Raw genomic sequence first — 18,552 nt, 5'->3', positions numbered from 1 at the left:
CCAGCCCTCGAGATCAGAACGCGAGAGAAGAATAACGATGCCGGTCTCCGTACAGATGCCCCAGCTCGGCGAGAGCGTGACCGAGGGCACGGTAACCCGTTGGCTGAAGAAGGAGGGCGAGCGCGTCGAGGCCGACGAGCCGCTCCTCGAGGTGTCCACCGACAAGGTCGACACCGAGATCCCGTCGCCGTCCGCGGGTGTCCTCACCAAGATCGTCGTGGCTGAGGACGAGACGGTCGAGGTCGGGGCCGAGCTCGCCGTCATCGACGAGAACGGCCAGCCCGGCGCCGCGGCCCCGGCTCCCGAGGCGGCCGCCCAGCCGGCTCCCGAGCCTGAGCCCGAGCCGGAGCCGGAGCCCGCACCGGCTCCTCCGGTCTCCTCGATCCCGCAACCGGCTCCCGCGCAGGCCGCTCCTGCCCCCGCTCCGGCGCCGGCCCCCCAGGCCGCTCCTGCGGCGCAGCCCGCCCCCGCCGCCGAGCCCGCCCCGGTCGCGTCCTCCGGCGACAGCCCCTACGTGACGCCGCTGGTCCGCAAGCTCGCCAACGAGCACGGCGTCGACCTCGACTCCGTCAACGGCACCGGCGTCGGTGGCCGGATCCGCAAGCAGGACGTGCTGGAGGCCGCCAAGGCGCAGCGTGAGAAGGCCGCGGCCGCCCAGCCCGCCGCCGCTCCCGCCCCCGCCGCCCAGCCGGCCGCCGCTCAGGCTCCGGCCGCGCAGGCTCCGAGCGCCGCGGCGCCCGAGCCGGTCGAGGTGGACACCACGCTGCGCGGCCGCACCGAGAAGATGTCGCGCCTGCGTCAGACGATGTCGAAGCGCCTGGTCGAGTCGCTGCAGACGGCCGCCCAGCTCACCACCGTGGTGGAGGTCGACGTCACCAAGATCGCGCGGCTGCGCGACCAGGCCAAGGCCGACTTCCTGCGCCGCGAGGGCGTCAAGCTGACGTTCATGCCGTTCTTCGAGATGGCCGCCATCGAAGCGCTCAAGCAGCACCCCAAGCTCAACGCGACGATCAACAACGAGACCATGGAGGTCACGTACTTCGACGTCGAGCACCTGGGCATCGCGGTCGACACCGAGCGCGGCCTGATCGCGGCGGTGATCAAGAACGCGGGCGACCTCAACCTCGCCGGGCTGGCCCGTAAGACGGCCGACCTGGCCGAGCGCACGCGCGCCAACAAGGTCACGCCCGACGAGATCACCGGCGGCACGTTCACGCTGACCAACACCGGCAGCCGTGGCGCGCTGTTCGACACGCCGATCCTCAACCAGCCGCAGGTCGGCATGCTCGGCACCGGCGCCGTGGTGAAGCGGCCCGTGGTGATCGACACCGCCGAGGGCGAGGTCATCGCGGTGCGCTCGATGGTCTACCTGGCGCTGACCTACGACCACCGCCTGGTCGACGGCGCCGACGCCGCCCGCTTCCTGACGACGGTCAAGCGCCGTCTGGAGGAGGGGCGTTTCGAGGCGCAGCTCGGGCTCGCGTAACGCGGGGTCTTCGATCGGCCGGGCGGTCCCTCCGGGGACCGGCCCGGCCTTTCGCCGTTCCGGCCCGCTTGTCCGGAACTCTGCTGGAACGCTGCCAGGTCCTGGGGGTCGCGGGCGCGCGTCCTGGCGGCCGATCCGGCGGGGCGCGGCGTACTGTGAGGGCATGGCGATCATCGTGACCGGAGCGTCGGGCCTGCTGGGGACGGCACTGAGCGCCGCTCTGCGGGCGGACGGGCGGGAGGTCGTCCGGCTCGTACGCCGCACTCCCGCGAAGGACGACGAGGCCTACTGGCAGCCGGACGAGCAGGTCGTCGACCTGGCCGCGCTGGAGGGCGCCGAGGCCGTCGTGCACCTGGCCGGGGCGCCGATCGGCGACAGGCGCTGGAGCCCTGCCTACAAGCGCGAGCTCGTCACCAGCCGGGTGCACGCCACCCGGGTGCTCGTCGACGCGCTCGTGCGGCTCTCCAGGCCGCCTGAGGTGCTCCTGTCGGCCTCCGGCGTGGACTTCTACGGCGACACCGGTGACGAGGTGATCGACGAGAGCCGGGGCAGGGGCAACGGGTTCCTGGCCGACCTGTGCGAGCGCTGGGAGAACGAGGCCAGGCGGGCCGGCACGGCGGGGATCAGGACCGTGCAGTCGCGCACGGGGCTGGCGCTGAGCCGGGACGGCGGCGCGCTCGGCCGGATCCTGCCGATCTTCCGGATGGGGCTGGGGGCGCCGCTGGGGTCGGGCAAACAGTACTGGTCGTGGATCACGGTGGACGACTGGGTGAGAGCCGCCCTCCATGTCCTGAAAAATCGGGAAATCGAGGGGCCGGTCAATTTCATCTCCCCCGAGCCCGTCACCAACGCCGAGTTCACCAGGACACTCGGAAAGACCCTGCGCAGGGGCACGATGCCGATCCCGGTGCCGGCGTTCGCGCTGGCCGCGGGCATCGGCGAGTTCGCCCGCGAGGGTCTGCTGCCCAGTCACCGCGTCGTGCCCGCCAAGCTGACCGCCGCCGGCCACGCCTTCTCCCATACGAGTCTCGGCGAGGCCCTGCGCGCCGTAATCTAGTGCCCGATCCTCGTTCAGCAGCTGGGAGAACTCCGACATGACCCGGTCAGGCCAATCACACATCCTCGCCATCGGGGGCGGGTCCTTCCGCCCGAGCAGCCGCCACAACCAGATCGAGGCCAGCGCGCTGCTGCGCTACGCCCTCGACCTGACCGGTCAGGACCGTCCCAAGGTGGGCCTGGTGGCCACGGCGATGGGCGACTCCTCGGACTGGACGCTGAAGATGTACGGCGCGTTCGCCGGCTGGGACGTCGAGCTGAGCCACCTCACGGTCTTCCCGATGCCCAACGTGGCCGACCCACGGGCCTGGATGCTCGACCAGGACGTCATCTACGTCAGCGGCGGCAGCGTGGCCAACCTCATGGCGCTGTGGCGGCTGCACGGGCTCGACGAGGCGTTCGAGGAGGCGTGGCGGTCCGGCGTGGTGCTGTCGGGCCAGAGCGCGGGCGCGCTGTGCTGGCACGTCGGCGGCAACACCGACTCCTTCGGCCCCGACCTGCGGGTGTGGGCCGAGGGCATGGCGCTGCTGCCCTACTCGTGCGGCGTCCACTACGACTCCGACCCGCAGCGCAGGCAGCTCCTGCACGACTCGGTGGCCAGTGGCGAGCTGCCCATGGGCTACGCCGCCGACGAGGGCGTGGGGCTGCACTACGTCGGCACGGAGTTCATCCAGGCGGTGAGCGTGGAGCCGGGCGCGTACGCGTACAAGGTGGAGAGCGAGAGCGAAGGAAGGGTAAAGGAGTTCAGGATCGAACCACGGTTGCTGACCCCCTGATTACCCTTCAAGGGTGAGGGAACGGCACAATAGGCTCATGCGCCCCATCCAAGGGGACGATCCCCACGCACTCGCCATCGTCCGACTCGGTGTCGACGTTCCCTACGAGCAGGCCTGGTCGCTGCAGCGCTGGGTGCACGGCAAGCGGGCCGCAGGTGAGCTGACCGACACCGTCCTCATCCTGGAGCACGCGCCCGTCTACACCGCGGGCAAGCGCACCGCCCCGCACGAGCGGCCCTCCGACGGCACGCCCGTCGTCGACGTCGACCGGGGCGGGCGCCTGACCTGGCACGGTCCCGGGCAGCTCGTCGCCTACCCGATCGTCGCCATCACCGACGTGGTCGCGTACGCCTGCGCCCTCGAGGAGACGATGATCCAGGTGTGCGCCGACTTCGGCGTCACGGCCCGGCGGATCCGTGGCCGCGGCGGCGTCTGGGCGGCCGGCGACCCGGTGCTGGGGCTGCCCGACCGCCAGCTCGGCGCGGTGGGGCTGCGTGTCTCGCGGGGGGTGACCATGCACGGGTTCGCGCTCAACTGCGCCAACGACCCGCGCTGGTTCAACCGCATCACGCCGTGCGGCATCCAAGGCGTCGGCGTCTCCTCGCTGTCGGCCGAGACGGGCCGGCGCATCGTGGTCGAGGAGGTCATCCCGATCGCGGAGAAGCGGCTGGCGGAGGCGCTCGGCAGGGAGCCGTTCGACCTGCACGAGGAGGACCTGCTGCGCAGGTGACCGAATCGGCACCTGACCGCTGCGGAAACAGGACCGTCCCCGGCTTACCATCACGCCTGTGAAGCGCGTCCTCGCTCTCGTTCTCGCGCTCGTGGTGCACCTGCTGACGCTGGGGTTCGTCGCGCTGGGCGCGGTGGCCATCTCGCGGGCGCCCGGCTTCATCTGGTCGTGGCTCTTCGGCGGCGCCTGCCTGGCGATCGGCTGGGCGCTGCGGCCGCGCCTGGGCGCGCTGCCCGCCGACGCCGAGGTGCTCGACCGCGAGCAGGCCGCGCAGGTGTACGCGGTCGCGGACCGCGTGGCCGGGCGGATCGGGGTCCCGCGGCCCAGGAAGGTGGCGGTCAGGGACCTGGCCACGAGCACCGCCTACGACCGCGTCGGGCTGGCGCGCACCCCCGTCCTCGTCATCGGGCTGCCGCTGTGGCTGGCACTGCCGCCCAAGCAGCGGGTGGCGCTGCTCGCGGCGGCGTACGCGCGGCTGCCGACGGGCGGCGAGCGGGTGGTGAGCGAGGCGCTGGCCACGCTGGAGTCCTGGCGGGACGCGCTGCTGGGGTCGTCGGGGCCGCTGCGGGTCAGGGACGAGGCGCAGACGAAGATCGCGGCCTCGTCGCTGGGCGCCATGGACCATCCCGGTACCACGTACGAGGCGGCGGGCGCGTTCGGCCGCCTGATCGGGCGGGTGCTCGGCGGCCCGGTGCTGCTGATCCGGTACGCGCTGACCCGCCTGGTCCAGGCCGGCGCGGCCCGTACGCTGGTCAGGCAGCGGGCGCTGGCCCTGCGCGTCGCCTCCGAGCGGGAGCTGGCCGAGCTGGAGGAGCTGGCGGCGGGCGCCGGCTACCTGGCGCCCATGCAGGCGGCGGCGCTGCGCGGCGAGAGCGTGACGTCGATCAGGCAGAGCGCGCTGGCCAGGTTCCTGCTCACCGACGACGGCGTGCTCGACTCTCCCCCGCACTCCGAGCTGCTCGGCACCCGTGACTCGGAGCGGATCGACGAGGAGCTGCTGGCCCACTACACCCGGGCGATCCGCGGCTTCGGCCTCATCGGTTCTCCGTGAGCCTGGCCGGGAAAGGTCCGATGAGGGGGTGTTTCCCGACCCTGGATCCGGCCGCCGCCGCAGGAGACGTAAGCTGTGAATGTGACCGTTGCCCCTGAAGGCCGAAAGCTCCTCCGCCTGGAGGTGCGTAACGCCGAAACCCCTATCGAGCGCAAGCCCCCGTGGATCAAGACCAAGCTGAAGACGGGCCCCGAATACACCGAGCTGAAATCGCTCGTGCGCCGGGAGGGCCTGCACACGGTCTGTGAAGAGGCGGGCTGTCCCAATATCTACGAGTGCTGGGAAGACCGCGAGGCGACCTTCCTCATCGGCGGCGACCAGTGCACCCGCCGCTGCGACTTCTGCCAGATCGACACGGGCAAGCCGAAGGAATACGACCGCGACGAGCCGCGCCGGGTGGCCGAGTCCGTCCAGCAGATGGGCCTGAAGTACGCGACCGTGACCGGCGTGGCCCGCGACGACCTGCCCGACGGCGGCGCCTGGCTCTACGCCGAGACCGCGCGCCAGATCCACGCGCTGCTGCCCGGCTGCGGCGTCGAGCTGCTGGTGCCCGACTTCAACGGCAACCGCGACCAGCTGGAGGAGGTCTTCTCCAGCAAGCCCGAGGTGTTCGCGCACAACGTCGAGACCGTGCCGCGGATCTTCAAGCGCATCCGGCCCGCGTTCCGCTACGAGCGCTCGCTCGGTGTGATCACCACGGCCCGCGAGGCCGGGCTGGTCACCAAGTCCAACCTGATCCTGGGCATGGGCGAGACGCGCGAAGAGGTCTCCGAGGCCATGCGCGACCTCCACGACGCCGGCACCGACCTGCTGACGATCACGCAATACCTGCGGCCGACGCCGCGCCACCACCCGGTGGAGCGGTGGGTCAAGCCGGAGGAGTTCGTCGAGCTGCAGGCCGAGGCCGAGGCCATCGGGTTCGCCGGGGTCCTGTCCGGGCCGCTGGTGCGCTCGTCGTACCGGGCCGGGCGGCTCTACCAGCAGGCCATCGCGGCCCGCCAGACCGCCTGACCGCACCACCGAGCAGCCCCGGGGCCCACTCCCCGGGGCTTCTTCGTGCCCGCGCCTTCACGGGCTTTCCTGCGTAAGGCGCGCGTGCCGGAGGATCGCGCGGCCGGGCGGCCGGCGTCCCGCTATGTCGCGGGCCTCGTGAGGGAGCGGCCGGCGTCCTGCTATGTCGCGGGCCTCGTGAGAGGGCGGCGGGCCTGCCGGAGTGTCGGAGTGCGTCGTTAGCATGGGCAGCCCAGCCGATGGAGGGCGCCCCGCGATGGCCGTTCTGATCCGCACGAGTGACCTGCCGCGAGCGCGTCGCCACGACGCCTGGCGCAGCGTCGTCTGTGACACGCTCGGCCCGCTCGACCTGCGCATCGACGCCGAGGCGCCGCTCCGGGGCGAGATCGGGTTCGGCCGGCTCGGCGCCGTGGGTGTCGGCCGGATCCACACCTCCACCCCGCACAGCGTCCACCGCACGCCGAGCCTGATCCGCCGCGACAACCCCGACCACTACCGGGTGGTGCTCGCCCTCGACGGCAGCCCGCGCCTTGAGCAGGACGGCCGCCGTACGGTGCTCCAGCGGGGCGAGTTCGCGATCTACGACTTCACCCGCCCCTACGAGCTGGGCTACGACTCGGAGGTGCGGCTGGCGGTGTTCAGCTTCCCGCGCGACCGGCTCGCCTTGCCGATCGACGCGGTGGCCGAGCTCGCCGCGCTGCCGATCGGGGCCGAGACGGGCGCCGCCGCGCTGGCCGTGCCGCTGCTGCGCCGGGTGGCGCTCGACCACGAGACCTACCGCGATGCCAGCGCGGCGCGGCTGTCGACCGTGGTGACGGACGTCGTCGCCGCGGCCGTCGCCGAGCGCCTCGATCAGGAGCGCGCCCGGCCGGTCGAGCTGCCCGACGACTTCCGGCAGCGCACGCTGCTGCTGCGCGTGCGTGCCTTCATCGAGCAGCGCCTGGGCGAGAGCGACCTCGATCCGGCGGTGATCGCGGCCGCGCACCACATCTCGGTGCGCTACCTGCACCGGCTGTTCGAGTCGGAGGACACGACGGTGGCCGCGTGGATCCGGCAGCGCCGGCTCGAACGCTGCCGGGCCGACCTGATGGCGGGCGGTGCCCAGTCCGTCAGTGCTGTGGGGGCTCGGTGGGGGTTACCGGATTCGGCGCATTTCAGCAGGTTGTTCCGGCGCGCGTACGGGATGCCGCCCGCGGAGTTCCGGCGCGCGCACGCGATGAGCCACGAGCCCGCCACCGCGCTGCGCTGAACCCGCGCACCAAGCTCGTCCACCCGAGGCGTGCGCCCAGCCCGACCCACGAGCCCGACTCGTGCGCCCGGTCTGCCCGCTCGATGACGTCGCGCTGTTGATCCCGCCCGCCCGGACGGGCGGCGGGTTCGTGCGCTGAACGTCAATTCGCCTGGCGCTCAGGTGCAAGACCGGCCGGGGGCGTGCCCAGCAGACTGGAGGCGTTCCGCAGACGAGAAGGGATCCGGAGATGCAGCTCTTCGTCAACCTGCCGGTCAAGGACCTCGACCGGTCGAAGAAGTTCTTCACCGAGCTGGGCTTCACCCTGTTCGGCATGGCCGACGACATGGCCTCGGTGGTCATCAGCGAGCAGACGCAGGTGATGCTGCTGGCCGAGCCGACGTTCGCCGCGTACACCACCAAGGAGGTCGCCGACGCGGGCAGCAGCACGGAGGCGATCCTGGTGCTGGGGATGGAGAACCCGGCGCAGGTGGACGAGCTGGTCGACAAGGCGCTGGCGGCCGGCGCCACCCCGGCCGGGGTGAAGCAGGAGGCGGGCTTCCGCTACCAGCGCGGCTTCGCCGACCTCGACGGTCACCACTGGGAGGCGCTGTGCCTGGTTCAGCCGGCCGGGTGACGTCGGCGGACGGCACCGTCATCGCGTACGACCGCCGTGGCGAGGGGCCGGCGGTGGTGCTGGTCCAGGGGGCGTTCGCGGACCGGCGGCATCCGCTGATGACCGCCATCGCGGACGGCCTGGCCCGATGGTTCACGGTGTACTCCTACGACCGGAGGGGGCGCGGGGACAGCGGCGACACGGCGCCGTACGCGGTGGAACGGGAGATCGAGGACCTCGCGGCGGTCATCGACGCGGCGAGCGCCGCGCCAGACCGAGCGGTGCACGATTCCGCGGGCGACTCCACGGGCGGGTCGGCCGGTAGGTCGGCGGGCGGGTCGGTCGGCGGGTCGGTCATGGTGTTCGGCGGGTCGTCGGGGGCGGCGCTGGCGCTTGAGGCGGCGGCGGTGAATCCGGCGATCGCCAAGCTGGCCGTGTGGGAGCCGCCGTACCACGTGGACGACGGCGCGCCCGCCCTCCCCCTCGACTTCGCCCGGCAGCTCGGCGCGCTGGTCGAGGCGGGCAGGCGCGGCGAGGCGGTGGAGCGGTTCATGGTGGAGGCGGCCGAGGTGGCGCCGGCCGACGTGGCCGCGATGCGCTCGCACCCGTTCTGGGAGGAGGCCGAGGCCATGGCCCGCACGCTGGTCTACGAGGCCGCGGTGCTGGGTCCCGGCAACGCGCTGCCGGCCGGGCGGCTGTCCGGGATCAGGCGGCCCACGCTCGTGCTCAACGGGGCGCTGAGCCCGCCCTGGATGGCGAACGCGGGCCTGGCGGTGGCGGAGGTGATCCCGGGCGCCGTGCGGCGGGTGCTGGAGGGCCAGGCGCACGACGTGGCTCCTGAGGCGCTGGTGCCGGAGGTGCTGGAGTTCTTCGTGGCGGCATGACGGGTGGTGACGCGGGCTCATCGACGGCGCGACGCGGCCCGTCGAGCGCGAGACGCGGGCCCATGGACGGCCCGGCGCGGCGTCCGGCTCAAGCTCAAGGGTCAGGGTAATCGCGAGCCGACAGCGAACGGCGGCGGTCAGCAATGGTGAAGATGTAATCACAACGGGCAAAACGGCCGGGCCGCGTTTTCCCTCCTGCACCAGTTGGTTTGTATCCTTCTGAGCATGGCAAAGTCCGAGGATCCAGAGAAGCCGGGGCGTCTCAAGCAGCTCCGCATGGTCGCGCAGATCATCAAGCAGGCCAATCCCAAGGGGATGCCGATCGTCTTCCTTTCGGCGGTGGGCACGCTGGCTGTGGTCGTCGTGATCGGCCTGGTCACGGACTACCTGTGGTATTCGGTGTTCATCGGCGTCCTGGCCGCGTTCACCGTCGGCCTGGTGGTGTTCGGGCAACTGGCGCAGAAGGCGCAATACTCGATCCTGCACGGCCAGACCGGCGCGGCGGCGGCCGTGCTGCAGGGCATGCGCGGCAACTGGCAGGTCACCCCGGCCATCGCGGTCAACCGTGACCAGGACATCGTCCACCTCGTGATCGGCTATCCCGGTGTGGTGCTGGTGAGCGAGGGGCCGGGCAACCGGGTGGCGAAGATGCTCACGGCCGAGAAGAAGCGCATCTCGCGGGTGGCGCTGGGCATCGAGATCTACGACATCCAGTGCGGTGACGGCGACGGGCAGGTGCCGCTCGGCAAGCTGCAGCGCCACATCATGAAGCTGCCGCGTAACCTGAAGAAGCCCTCGGTCAACGAGGTGAAGGACCGGCTGCGTTCGCTGCCGCGCAACATGCCGATGCCGAAGGGTCCGATGCCCAAGGGCGCCCGCATGCCGCGCGGCCCCAAGATGCGCTAGTGCTGTCGTCCTCCTCGCGGGCCAACCGCGGCTGGTGGGACGGCAACGCCGACGACTACCAGGTCGAGCACGGCGGTTTCCTGCGTGACAGCGGCTTCGTCTGGGGTCCTGAGGGCCTCGACGAGGCCGCCGCGCGCCTGCTCGGCGAGGTGCGCGGGCGGCGGGTGCTGGAGATCGGCTGCGGCGCGGCGCAGTGCGCGCGGTGGCTGGTGTCGCAGGGGGCGCGGGTGGCGGCGTTCGACATCTCCCACCGCCAGCTGCGCCACTCCCAGCGTCTCGACGACGCGACCGGCCTGCGGGTTCCGGTGGTGCAGGCCGACGCCGAGTCGCTGCCGTTCGGGCCGGCGAGCTTCGACGTGGCCTGTTCCGCGTACGGCGCGCTGCCGTTCGTGGCCGATCCGCTGGCCGTCTTCCGCGAGGTGCGCAGGGTGCTGCGGCCGGGTGGCCGGTTCGTGTTCTCGGTGAGCCATCCGATCCGGTGGGCCTTCCCCGACGATCCAGGGCCGGGCGGGCTGACCTCCGACCGTTCCTACTTCGACCGCAGCCCGTACGAGGAGCGCGACGAGCGCGGCACGCTGACCTACGTCGAGCACCATCGCACGATGGGCGACTGGGTGGGGCTGCTGGCGGCGTCGGGCTTGACGATCACCGGGCTGCTGGAGCCCGAGTGGCCCGAGGACCATGAGGGGGTGTGGGGCGGGTGGAGCCCGCTGCGCGGCCGCCACCTGCCCGGCACGGCCATCTTCAGCTGCGCGAATATCTAGCGGCCATGGTGCCGAAGACCTTCTTCGGGCTCCAGGCGCCGTCGTCGTCGAGTTTGATCACGCCGTACGAGCCGAGGTCGGCCGGGCCGGTGCGGTTGTAGGCGGCGAACGTGAACCACAGGGCGGTCTCGACACCCTCTCGCTCGAAGACGTCCATCAGCTCGGTGAAGTAGCGGACCTGCTCGTCCTCGTCGCGCACGGCGCCGTCGGGCACCGCCCACGCCACGCCGCCCCGCTCGCCCGCGCCCCGGTAGGCGCAGGTGCCGAACTCGGTGACGGCGACCGGCTTGCCGTGCTTGAACTGGGCGCGCAGCTCGTCGGCGAAGTCGTGCGCGTTGTGCGCGGCGCGATAGGCGTCCACGCCGACGATGTCGTACGGGGCCCAGTCGATGGGCTCCCACGGGCCGGAGGCGTAGCTCAGCCGCCCCCCGAACAGCGGCCGCACGCTCTCGGCCACCCGCTCCATGTAGCCGCTGAAGCGCGGCATGACCTGCATGAGCGTGGTCCACCACGCCACGTCGCCCGTGACCATCGCCTGGAGCCGGTCGCGGTAGCCCGCGCCCTCGATGAACCCCTGGCAGAACGCGGTGAGCTCGCAGCCGGTGACCAGCACGACCTCGGCGCCGGAGCGGCGCAGGGCCTCGGCGCGTCCGGCGGAGTCGGTGAAGACGGCCAGCGCCTCGTCCTCGGTGAGGTCCACGGGGAACGGGGCGAACCAGACCTCCATCCCTTCGGCGGCGGCGTGCTCGGCGGCCACGGTGATGCGCGCGGGGTCGGCGCCGGAGATCCTGACGGTGTCGCAGTGGAGCTCGGTGGCGATCAGCCGCATCTCGCGGGCGACGGTGCCGGGGTCGAAGACCTTGCGGGAGTTGTCCTCCCCCGGCAGGATCCCGACGTCATAGTTGATCCCCTTTTTCATGATTTATCTCCCTTTAGCGTCGCGAAACCGTACTCAAGGAGGTCGAAGGCCAGCTCGACCTCCTCGCCGAGCAGCCGTCCGGCCTCCTCCGGCGACACGCCCGTGGAAAGCCGGTGGAAGAACGCCTCCTGCAGCGTGGTGATGGCGGCGGTGATCTGCGCGGCCATGAGCCGGGGCGCGAGCCCTCGCTCCGGCAGCGCCTCGGCGAGTGCGCAGGCCAGTTCCTCGCGCTGGCCCATGTGCGCCTGTTGGACCCCGGCGAGCAGCGCGGGGCTGGCCGAGATCACCCGGATCCGGGTGAGCAGCCCCTCGACGTCGATCTCATCCCGGCCCATCCGCCGGTAATGCTCGCGCAGGGCCTGGAGCGGCGTACGCTCGCCCCGCCCGGCCACGATCGCGGCCGTGTCCTCCTTGACGCCGTCGAGCACCAGGGAGTCCTTGGACGGGAAGTACGCGAACAGCGTGACCTTGGCCACCCCCGCCGCCTCGGCGACCTCGTTGACAGTCACGGCGTCGTAGCCGCGCTCGTCGAACAGCCGTAGCGCCACCTCGGCGATCCGCCGCCTGGTCTGCTCCTTCTTCCGCTCCCTGAGCCCTGCCATCATCATGCGGACAGCCTAAACCATACCGGGTACATTTATGAACCCGGTATGGTTTTTCTGTCGGCAGGTCACATGCGGACGACCATCGTGTTGGACACCCGATCGTGCACCCCGCGGTGGTCGCGGTCCCAGATCAGCGCGGGCACGGCCAGGCAGAGCAGCACCGTACGCACGAGCACGGGCAGCAGCCGCGGGTCGCCGCCGTCCATCGCGGCGACCCTGATGCCCATCAGCCGGTGGCCGAACGTCTGCCCCATGAACGCGATGAGCAGCAGGTATTGCACCGCGAAGACAGTCACCGGCGCCCACGGCGACTCGGCCGGGTTGATCCTGAGCAGCAGCTGCACGACCACCCACGTACAGATCATCCAGTCGATGACGAGCGCGCCGATGCGGCGCCCCCAGCCCGCCACCGATCCGCTGCCCTCCTGGGGCAGCCCCAGGCGCTCTCCCGGGTATCCGAGATCGACTCCGGCGGCGCGCACACCGCCCAGCCAGGTCTGCGTCCACCGAGGCTCGTTGCTGCTCATGACCTCAACGGTATCCGCCCGGGAGGCCGGTCGGAATTGTGACCCGACCGCGTCACAGCCACGCCAGAATATTCGCCATGCCACACGGGGATGATCTTGACCAGCGCTTCAACGAGCTGGTCTCGCAGATGGACGCCGGCGAACAGCGCCGGATGCGCTCGTCGGCCAAGAAGGGCGCCAGGAGCGCCTCGAACGAGGGCAAGGAGCACTTACCCGGCGGGCCGGGCCGGCGCCGCGACGCCGGCCGCCCCGGCTGGGAAACGCCGCCGCCGCGGCCACGGCGCAGGGCCGGGCGGGCCTGGCTGGCGGGCGCCGGCATCTCGATCGTGCTGGCCGCCGCCGCCGTTCTGGTCACGATGCGACCCGACCTGTTCCGGCCTTCTGGCCCGCTGCCCGGCGACCCGTTCGAGCTGGAGACCGTGGACGTGGCGCACCCGTTCGCCGGGTCGCCCGCGGAGAAGTACGCCGACGGGATCGCCGGGTTCACGCTGCCCGAGGCCAAGGCGCTCGGCGGGCTGACGAAGAAGGACGTCGCCGCGGGGCTCGAACGCACGCGTGAGCTGCTGGCCGCGGCCTACCTCGACAAGAAGACCGTGCTGGGCGGCAAGCCGGAGGCCTTCGCCAAGCTGCTGCACCGCGACCAGCGCGGCTGGTTCCGCGAGAACCTGGCGGACAAGGAATATGCCACCCGCTACATGGTGCACAGCTTCGCCCCCGGCAGCGTCGAGCTCACCACCGACGTGATCAAGGTGAACGGCCGGGCCACCCTGGGCACGTTCAAGGAGAAGAACCTGCGCGGGGTGAGCGTCAAGCTCAACTACCTCGCCGTCTACGCGGTGCACCGCCCCGGCCGGGCGCTCACCATGATGCGGGTCGTCGCGCACGAGACCGGCGAGATCCAGCTGTTCCGCCAGGACGGCCGGCTCGTCACCTGGGTGGAGGATCTGGGTGCCAGTGTCACTCCGGCGCGCTGCGACACGGAGGACGGTTTCGTCCATCCCTTTTTCGACGACTCCCCGCCCGACAAGGTCAAGGCCACGGGGAAGCCTCAAGACCCGTACGCGCTGGACCAGCCGCAATCGGACGACTGCACGACGACGGAGGCCACATGACGTCGCGTAACACGTGCGAAACAATCGAGACACCATACGGAAACGGCCACGCCCTAGCGTCGGCATGATGGCCAGTCCCCAGGGAGGTTCGAGAGTGTTCAACTCCGCCGACGACGTCCTGAAGTTCATCAGTGACGAAGGGGTGCAGTTCGTCGATGTCAGGTTCACCGACCTGCCGGGGACGACGCACCACTTCACCTTCCCGGTAGAGAACTTCAGCGCGAGCGTCTTCACCGACGGACTCATGTTCGACGGCTCGTCGATCCGCGGATTCCAGGCGATCCACGAGTCCGACATGCTTCTGCTGCCCGACCCGACGAGCGCCGTGGTCGATCCGTTCCGTCAGCACAAGACGCTCAACATCAACTTCTTCGTGCACGACCCGCTGACCGGCGAGGCCTACAGCCGCGACCCGCGCAACGTCGCCCGCAAGGCCGAGGCCTACCTCAAGGGCACGGGCATCGCCGACACGGTCTACTTCGGCCCTGAGGCCGAGTTCTACATCTTCGACGACGTGCGCTTCGAGACGAAGCAGAACGCCGGCTATTACTACATCGACTCCATCGAGGGCGCCTGGAACACCGGCAAGGCGACCGAGGGCGGCAACCTGGGCTACAAGCCGCGCTACAAGGGCGGCTACTTCCCGGTCCCGCCGATGGACCACTTCACCGACCTGCGCTCGGAGATGGTGCGCAACCTCATCGAGGCCGGCATCGAGGTCGAGATGCAGCACCACGAGGTCGGCACGGCCGGGCAGGCCGAGATCGACTTCAAGTTCGGCACACTGCTCAAGACCGCCGACAACCTGATGCTGTACAAGTACGTCATCAAGAGCACGGCGCTCGAATACGGCCACACGGTCACGTTCATGCCCAAGCCGATCTTCGGTGACAACGGCTCCGGCATGCACTGCCACCAGTCGCTGTGGAAGGACGGCTCGCCGCTCTTCTACGACGAGGTCGGCTACGCGGGCCTGTCCGACACGGCCCGCTACTACATCGGCGGCCTGCTCAAGCACGCCCCGTCGCTGCTGGCCTTCACCAACCCGACGGTCAACAGCTACCACCGCCTGGTCCCCGGCTACGAGGCCCCGGTCAACCTGGTCTACTCCCAGCGCAACCGCTCGGCGTGCGTCCGCATCCCGATCACGGGCTCCAACCCGAAGGCCAAGCGCATCGAGTTCCGCGTCCCGGACCCGTCGTGCAACCCGTACTTCGCCTTCTCGGCGATGCTGATGGCCGGCATCGACGGCATCCGCAACAAGATCGAGCCGCCGGAGCCGGTCGACAAGGACCTCTACGAGCTTCCGCCGGAGGAGGCCCGCCAGGTCCCGCAGGTCCCGGGCTCGCTCACCGATGTGCTCAACGCGCTTGAGGCCGACCACGACTATCTCCTTGAGGGTGGCGTGTTCACGCCCGACCTGATCGAGACGTGGATCGCGTACAAGCGGGAGAACGAGGTCGACCCGATCCGGCTGCGCCCGCACCCGCACGAGTTCGAGCTCTACTACGACGTGTGACAGCGGGTTTCCCGGCCTCGGCGATTTCCGTGAAACGGCGCTGAGCTGGGAGATCCTGTCGTCACCTGCCGCTGCTCCTCTTTGCTGAGCGGCGTCGGCCGGAACAGAGGCGGAACAGAACGGCCCGGCACCGTGTATCGGTGCCGGGCCGTCTGCGCTGATGAGAGGGCCCGAGCGGGTGAGGTGCATCGCAAGGCCGACGGCACGTCGGTGGTGCTCCCCTGCGATGGTGTGCAGTTGCTTCCCCGTACCGGCTGGTGGGCGGCCTGGTGAGGGATTGCCAGGTGCCGCAGGCCGTCGTCGCCGCGGCCCGAGCCGAGGCGTCCGGGCTTCGGACCAGGCTCGCTGCCGCTACCGAGCCGGTCGTACTCGCAGGCTGGGAGTGGCTGAGGCGAGCTCGATGAGCCGGTCTCCCGACAGGGGCGATTGACCGCCTGGTGGGTGTCAGCCGGCCGCGGGCGTACGGGAGCGGGTGGACAAGGCGTACGCGGCGCAGGTCAGTGCCGTCAGGGCGGCCGCGACCAGCAGGGGACGTCCGACGACGCCCATGACCGCCACCCCCAGGGTGGCGCCGACCTGGCGGAAGGCGTTCAGCACGCCGCCCGCGGTGCCGGCCGTGCCGGGCGGCGCGCTGCCGATGATTCCGGTCATCAGGGCAGGCAGGACGAACGACAGGCCGAAGCCCATGACGACGAGCCATGGCGCCGGTGGGCCGGTGAGCGCCGCTCCGGTCAAGCCGGCGGCGATGAGGACGAGGCCGGCGAGAATGGGTGGGCGGGGACCGTAGCGGGCCACCAGCCGCCCGGTGAGCAGCGGGTTGACCGTCATGGGCAGCGTGAGTGGCAGGAACGCCAGCCCGGCGGCCATGGGGCTCAGGTGGCGAGTCTCCTGCAGCAGCAGCGTCAGGACGAACAGGGCGCCGGAGAAGGCGAAGTTCGCCACCGTGCCCGCCAGCAGTTGCGGCCAGGTGGCGGCGAGCAGGCCGCCGGGCAGAGCGGGGGCGTGGCTGCGCCGCTCCGCGAGCACCAGGACGGTGAGGACGGCGACGGCTGCCAGACCGGCCACGGGCGCGGCGTCGATGAGGGCCTCGGCGACCAGGCCCAGGAAGGCACAGGCGAGGACCTGGACCCGCCAGTCGATCAGCCGGTGGCCGCGCGGCGAGGCGGCCCCACGCATGGCGAGCAGGCTGATCAGCGCGATGGGCGGGTTGAGCAGGAAGACGGCACGCCAGCCGTACAGATCGACGAGGACCCCGCCGAGCAGCGGCCCGGCGGCGAGCGCGGTGCCGGTGATGGCGGCCCACAGGCCGGTGGCGCGGGCCCGGGCGGCGGGCTCCGGGAACATCTCGGCGAGCAGGCCGAGCGAGCCACCGGTACAGAGCGCGGCCGCCACTCCGAGCAGGGCACGCAGGCCGATCAGCGACCCCAGGTCCGGCGCGGCGGCGCTGAGCAGGGAGATCACCCCGAAGGTGGTCACACCGAGCTTGAAGATCCGCGCCGCGCCGTACCGGTCGGCGACCGCTCCACCGGCGAGCAGGCAGGCGGCGAAGGCGACGGTGTAGGCGTTCACCGCCCACTGCTGGCCGGCCAGCGAGCCGCCGAGCGAGGCGCGCAGGTCGGGCAGCGCGATCGTCAGGGCGGTGGTGTCGAGGATCACCAGGAAGTAGGCGAGGGAGAAACCGAACATGCCCCTCAGCCTGCTGAGACGTGGTGCGGCGGCTCAACAGGCACAGCCTGCGAGGGCGTTCGGGAAAGCCGTATGCTGAAGGCCGTGGATTTGCGGCAGTTGAGGGGTTTTGTGGCTGTTGCCGGGTCGGGGACCGTCACGGCGGCCGCCGACAGTCTGGGCCTGGCGCCGGCCTCGGTGTCGGAGCAGGTGCGCAGGCTGGAGGCCGGCCTCGGCGTCACGCTCTTCGAGCGCTCGCCGCGAGGCATGCGGCTGACCGAGGCGGGCAGCACGCTGCTGGCGCGGGCCCAGAGCCTGCTCGACCACGCCGACGAGGTACGCAGGGCCGTGACGGGCGCCCGCCGCCGCGTGCGGATCGGAGCCCTGGAGATGCTGGCCGCGGCCAAGCTCCCGGCCGTGATCCGCCGCCTGTCGCGGCGCCGCCCCGATCTGGACGTGAGCGTCGAGTCGCTCACCAGGCAGCCTCTGCTCGACGCGGTGGCGGGCGGCCGGCTGGACGCGGCCCTCCTGCTGGACCTGGGCGACCAGGTCGGCGGGCTGGGGTTCGCCCGGCCCGCCGGGATGGACCACCTGGACGTGGGCGAGGTCCGGCTGTCGCTGGTCGCGGCGCCGGACGGCGACCGGGAGCCGCTGCTGGTGAGCCCGCAGGGGTGCTCGATCCGGCTGGCGGCCGACCAGTTGTTCGGCACGGGGGTGACGCGCAGGGAGCTGACCAGCATCGCCACCGCCCGCGAGTGGTCCAGGCAGGGGCTCGGGGCCGCGCTGCTGCCGGACTTCGCCCTGGGGACGGATGTGGAGTCGGGCGTGCTGGTGGAGCTCGACTTCGCCGCGCCCCCGCTGGCGTTGCGGCTGATCTGGCAGCGCGAGCGGGAGCCGTTCCTGCGCGATGTCCTGTACGCCCTCAGCGCCGCCTGAGCACGGCCGCGGGTTCTGGGAAGGCCGCCGCTGCTCTGCTGACCGCCCGGGCCTACGGCTCGCGGCTATCGGGGCTGATCCGGGTTGCCGGAAGGGGAGCGCGGTGGTCGGGGCGCAGAAGGGCGTGGAGCGGGAGCGGCTCTGGGCGGAGGAGGTCGCGCTCGTCCCGAGGTTCGCCGCGTTCGAGGCGGCCTCCGGCAGGCAGGTGCGGCTACGGGCGGCGCAGGCGGTAGAGCACGTGCGGGGACAACGGATGGTCCGCCGGGAGCAGGGGGTGGGCGAAGTCCTCGGCCGGGTCCCTGGTCAGGCCCAGGCGCCGCATCACGGCCTGGGAGCGCAGGTTGCTCACGGCCGTCATGGAGATGATCGCGTCGAGGCCGGCTTCTTCGAAGGCGTACCCGAGGGCCCGCCTGGCCGCCTCGGTCGCGTACCCCTGCCCCCACGCGGGCCGCGCCAGCCGCCAGCCGATCTCCATGGCGGGCAGGAACGGCGCGTCGAACGTCTGCAGGGCCAGCCCGGTGAAGCCGATGAACTCGCCGCTCGCGCGCACCTCCAGCGCCCACAGCGAGTAGCCGAGCCGGTCGAACTGGTCCTCGATCCGGTCCACCAGGACGTCGCTCTCCTGCCTGGTGAGCGGCGCGGGGAAGTGTTCCATGACCTCGAGGTCGGCGTTCATGGCCGCGAAGGGCTCCCTGTCCTCTTCGCGCCATCTGCGCATGATGAGGCGCTCTGTCTCCATCCGAGCTAGGGTACGCGGCCCA

At 71.4% G+C, this 18,552-nt stretch carries 19 protein-coding genes; 14 read left to right on the top strand and 5 right to left on the bottom strand.

Translation table 11 applies throughout. The features are described 5' to 3' along the window. Window positions 1–37: 37 nt before the first annotated feature. The 11 genes from sucB to AB0C27_RS32620 all read left to right on the top strand — a co-directional run bounded on the left by sucB (window position 38) and on the right by AB0C27_RS32620 (window position 10,508). Window positions 38–1,486, top strand: a complete 1,449-nt coding sequence (gene sucB / locus AB0C27_RS32670) for a 2-oxoglutarate dehydrogenase, E2 component, dihydrolipoamide succinyltransferase (protein WP_357851799.1) — start codon at window positions 38–40, stop codon at window positions 1,484–1,486. A 163-nt stretch (window positions 1,487–1,649) separates the two neighbouring features. Next, complete coding sequence (locus tag AB0C27_RS32665) at window positions 1,650–2,543, top strand: TIGR01777 family oxidoreductase (RefSeq protein ID WP_357851796.1); 894 nt, start codon at window positions 1,650–1,652, stop codon at window positions 2,541–2,543. Window positions 2,544–2,580: 37 nt separating this feature from the next. Next, the gene (locus AB0C27_RS32660; protein WP_346109799.1) at window positions 2,581–3,318 is read left to right on the top strand and encodes a peptidase E; all 738 of its coding nucleotides are present in this window, start codon (window positions 2,581–2,583) and stop codon (window positions 3,316–3,318) included. 37 nt (window positions 3,319–3,355) lie between these two features. After that, window positions 3,356–4,048, top strand: a complete 693-nt coding sequence (lipB, locus tag AB0C27_RS32655) for a lipoyl(octanoyl) transferase LipB (protein ID WP_357851793.1) — start codon at window positions 3,356–3,358, stop codon at window positions 4,046–4,048. 58 nt (window positions 4,049–4,106) lie between these two features. After that, the gene (locus tag AB0C27_RS32650) at window positions 4,107–5,099 is read left to right on the top strand and encodes a hypothetical protein (RefSeq protein ID WP_357851790.1); all 993 of its coding nucleotides are present in this window, start codon (window positions 4,107–4,109) and stop codon (window positions 5,097–5,099) included. A gap of 81 nt (window positions 5,100–5,180) precedes the next feature. After that, window positions 5,181–6,110 carry a lipoyl synthase gene (gene lipA / locus AB0C27_RS32645; RefSeq protein WP_357851787.1) on the top strand — a complete coding sequence of 310 codons (930 nt, stop codon included), beginning with the start codon at window positions 5,181–5,183 and terminating at the stop codon, window positions 6,108–6,110. Between the two features lie 256 nt (window positions 6,111–6,366). Next, window positions 6,367–7,359 carry a helix-turn-helix domain-containing protein gene (locus AB0C27_RS32640; RefSeq protein ID WP_357851784.1) on the top strand — a complete coding sequence of 331 codons (993 nt, stop codon included), beginning with the start codon at window positions 6,367–6,369 and terminating at the stop codon, window positions 7,357–7,359. Window positions 7,360–7,588: 229 nt separating this feature from the next. After that, window positions 7,589–7,975 carry a VOC family protein gene (locus AB0C27_RS32635; protein ID WP_357851782.1) on the top strand — a complete coding sequence of 129 codons (387 nt, stop codon included), beginning with the start codon at window positions 7,589–7,591 and terminating at the stop codon, window positions 7,973–7,975. Further along, a complete protein-coding gene (locus tag AB0C27_RS32630) occupies window positions 7,951–8,838 on the top strand; it encodes an alpha/beta fold hydrolase (protein WP_357851779.1) in 888 nt (295 codons plus the stop codon). Before AB0C27_RS32635 ends, AB0C27_RS32630 begins: the two co-directional genes overlap by 25 nt. Window positions 8,839–9,063: 225 nt before the next feature. Beyond that, window positions 9,064–9,744: a DUF4191 domain-containing protein gene (locus AB0C27_RS32625; protein ID WP_357851776.1), complete on the top strand. Its 681-nt coding sequence runs from the start codon at window positions 9,064–9,066 to the stop codon at window positions 9,742–9,744. Further along, a complete protein-coding gene (locus tag AB0C27_RS32620; protein ID WP_357851774.1) occupies window positions 9,744–10,508 on the top strand; it encodes a class I SAM-dependent methyltransferase in 765 nt (254 codons plus the stop codon). Before AB0C27_RS32625 ends, AB0C27_RS32620 begins: the two co-directional genes overlap by 1 nt. On the opposite strand, the gene AB0C27_RS32615 is transcribed toward AB0C27_RS32620, so the two are convergent. The 3 genes from AB0C27_RS32615 to AB0C27_RS32605 all read right to left on the bottom strand — a co-directional run bounded on the left by AB0C27_RS32615 (window position 10,489) and on the right by AB0C27_RS32605 (window position 12,559). After that, window positions 10,489–11,427, bottom strand: a complete 939-nt coding sequence (locus AB0C27_RS32615; protein ID WP_357851771.1) for a hypothetical protein — start codon at window positions 11,425–11,427, stop codon at window positions 10,489–10,491. The two genes, AB0C27_RS32620 and AB0C27_RS32615, sit on opposite strands and share 20 nt — an antisense overlap. Continuing rightward, window positions 11,424–12,035: a TetR family transcriptional regulator gene (locus tag AB0C27_RS32610; RefSeq protein WP_357851768.1), complete on the bottom strand. Its 612-nt coding sequence runs from the start codon at window positions 12,033–12,035 to the stop codon at window positions 11,424–11,426. The genes AB0C27_RS32615 and AB0C27_RS32610 overlap by 4 nt, the downstream gene beginning before the upstream one ends. 62 nt (window positions 12,036–12,097) lie before the next feature. Next, window positions 12,098–12,559, bottom strand: a complete 462-nt coding sequence (locus AB0C27_RS32605) for an RDD family protein (protein ID WP_357851764.1) — start codon at window positions 12,557–12,559, stop codon at window positions 12,098–12,100. Window positions 12,560–12,636: 77 nt separating this feature from the next. Between AB0C27_RS32605 and AB0C27_RS32600 the strand changes: the two genes are divergently transcribed. Both AB0C27_RS32600 and glnA read left to right on the top strand, forming a co-directional pair. Next, window positions 12,637–13,671 carry a hypothetical protein gene (locus AB0C27_RS32600; RefSeq protein ID WP_357851761.1) on the top strand — a complete coding sequence of 345 codons (1,035 nt, stop codon included), beginning with the start codon at window positions 12,637–12,639 and terminating at the stop codon, window positions 13,669–13,671. A 94-nt stretch (window positions 13,672–13,765) separates the two neighbouring features. Next, on the top strand, window positions 13,766–15,190 hold the full coding sequence (glnA, locus tag AB0C27_RS32595) for a type I glutamate--ammonia ligase (RefSeq protein WP_357851758.1): 1,425 nt from the start codon (window positions 13,766–13,768) through the stop codon (window positions 15,188–15,190). A 444-nt stretch (window positions 15,191–15,634) separates the two neighbouring features. Here the strand turns inward: glnA and AB0C27_RS32590 are convergent, their stop codons facing one another. After that, window positions 15,635–16,876 (bottom strand): MFS transporter, encoded by a 1,242-nt coding sequence (locus tag AB0C27_RS32590; RefSeq protein ID WP_357851755.1) that lies wholly within the window; start codon window positions 16,874–16,876, stop codon window positions 15,635–15,637. Between the two features lie 72 nt (window positions 16,877–16,948). Here AB0C27_RS32590 and AB0C27_RS32585 point away from each other — a divergent pair, with 72 nt between their 5' ends. Further along, the gene (locus AB0C27_RS32585; RefSeq protein WP_357851753.1) at window positions 16,949–17,791 is read left to right on the top strand and encodes a LysR family transcriptional regulator; all 843 of its coding nucleotides are present in this window, start codon (window positions 16,949–16,951) and stop codon (window positions 17,789–17,791) included. Window positions 17,792–18,002: 211 nt separating this feature from the next. Here AB0C27_RS32585 and AB0C27_RS32580 read toward each other — a convergent pair whose 3' ends face one another. Further along, on the bottom strand, window positions 18,003–18,530 hold the full coding sequence (locus AB0C27_RS32580) for a GNAT family N-acetyltransferase (RefSeq protein ID WP_357851751.1): 528 nt from the start codon (window positions 18,528–18,530) through the stop codon (window positions 18,003–18,005). Between the last annotated feature and the right edge of the window lie 22 nt (window positions 18,531–18,552).

This window comes from Nonomuraea sp. NPDC048882 (assembly GCF_040649755.1).
Classification (GTDB): Bacteria; Actinomycetota; Actinomycetes; order Streptosporangiales; family Streptosporangiaceae; genus Nonomuraea; species Nonomuraea maheshkhaliensis.
The sequence above is the reverse complement of the archived record's forward strand: the minus strand, read 5'-3'. Positions and strand labels throughout refer to the sequence as shown.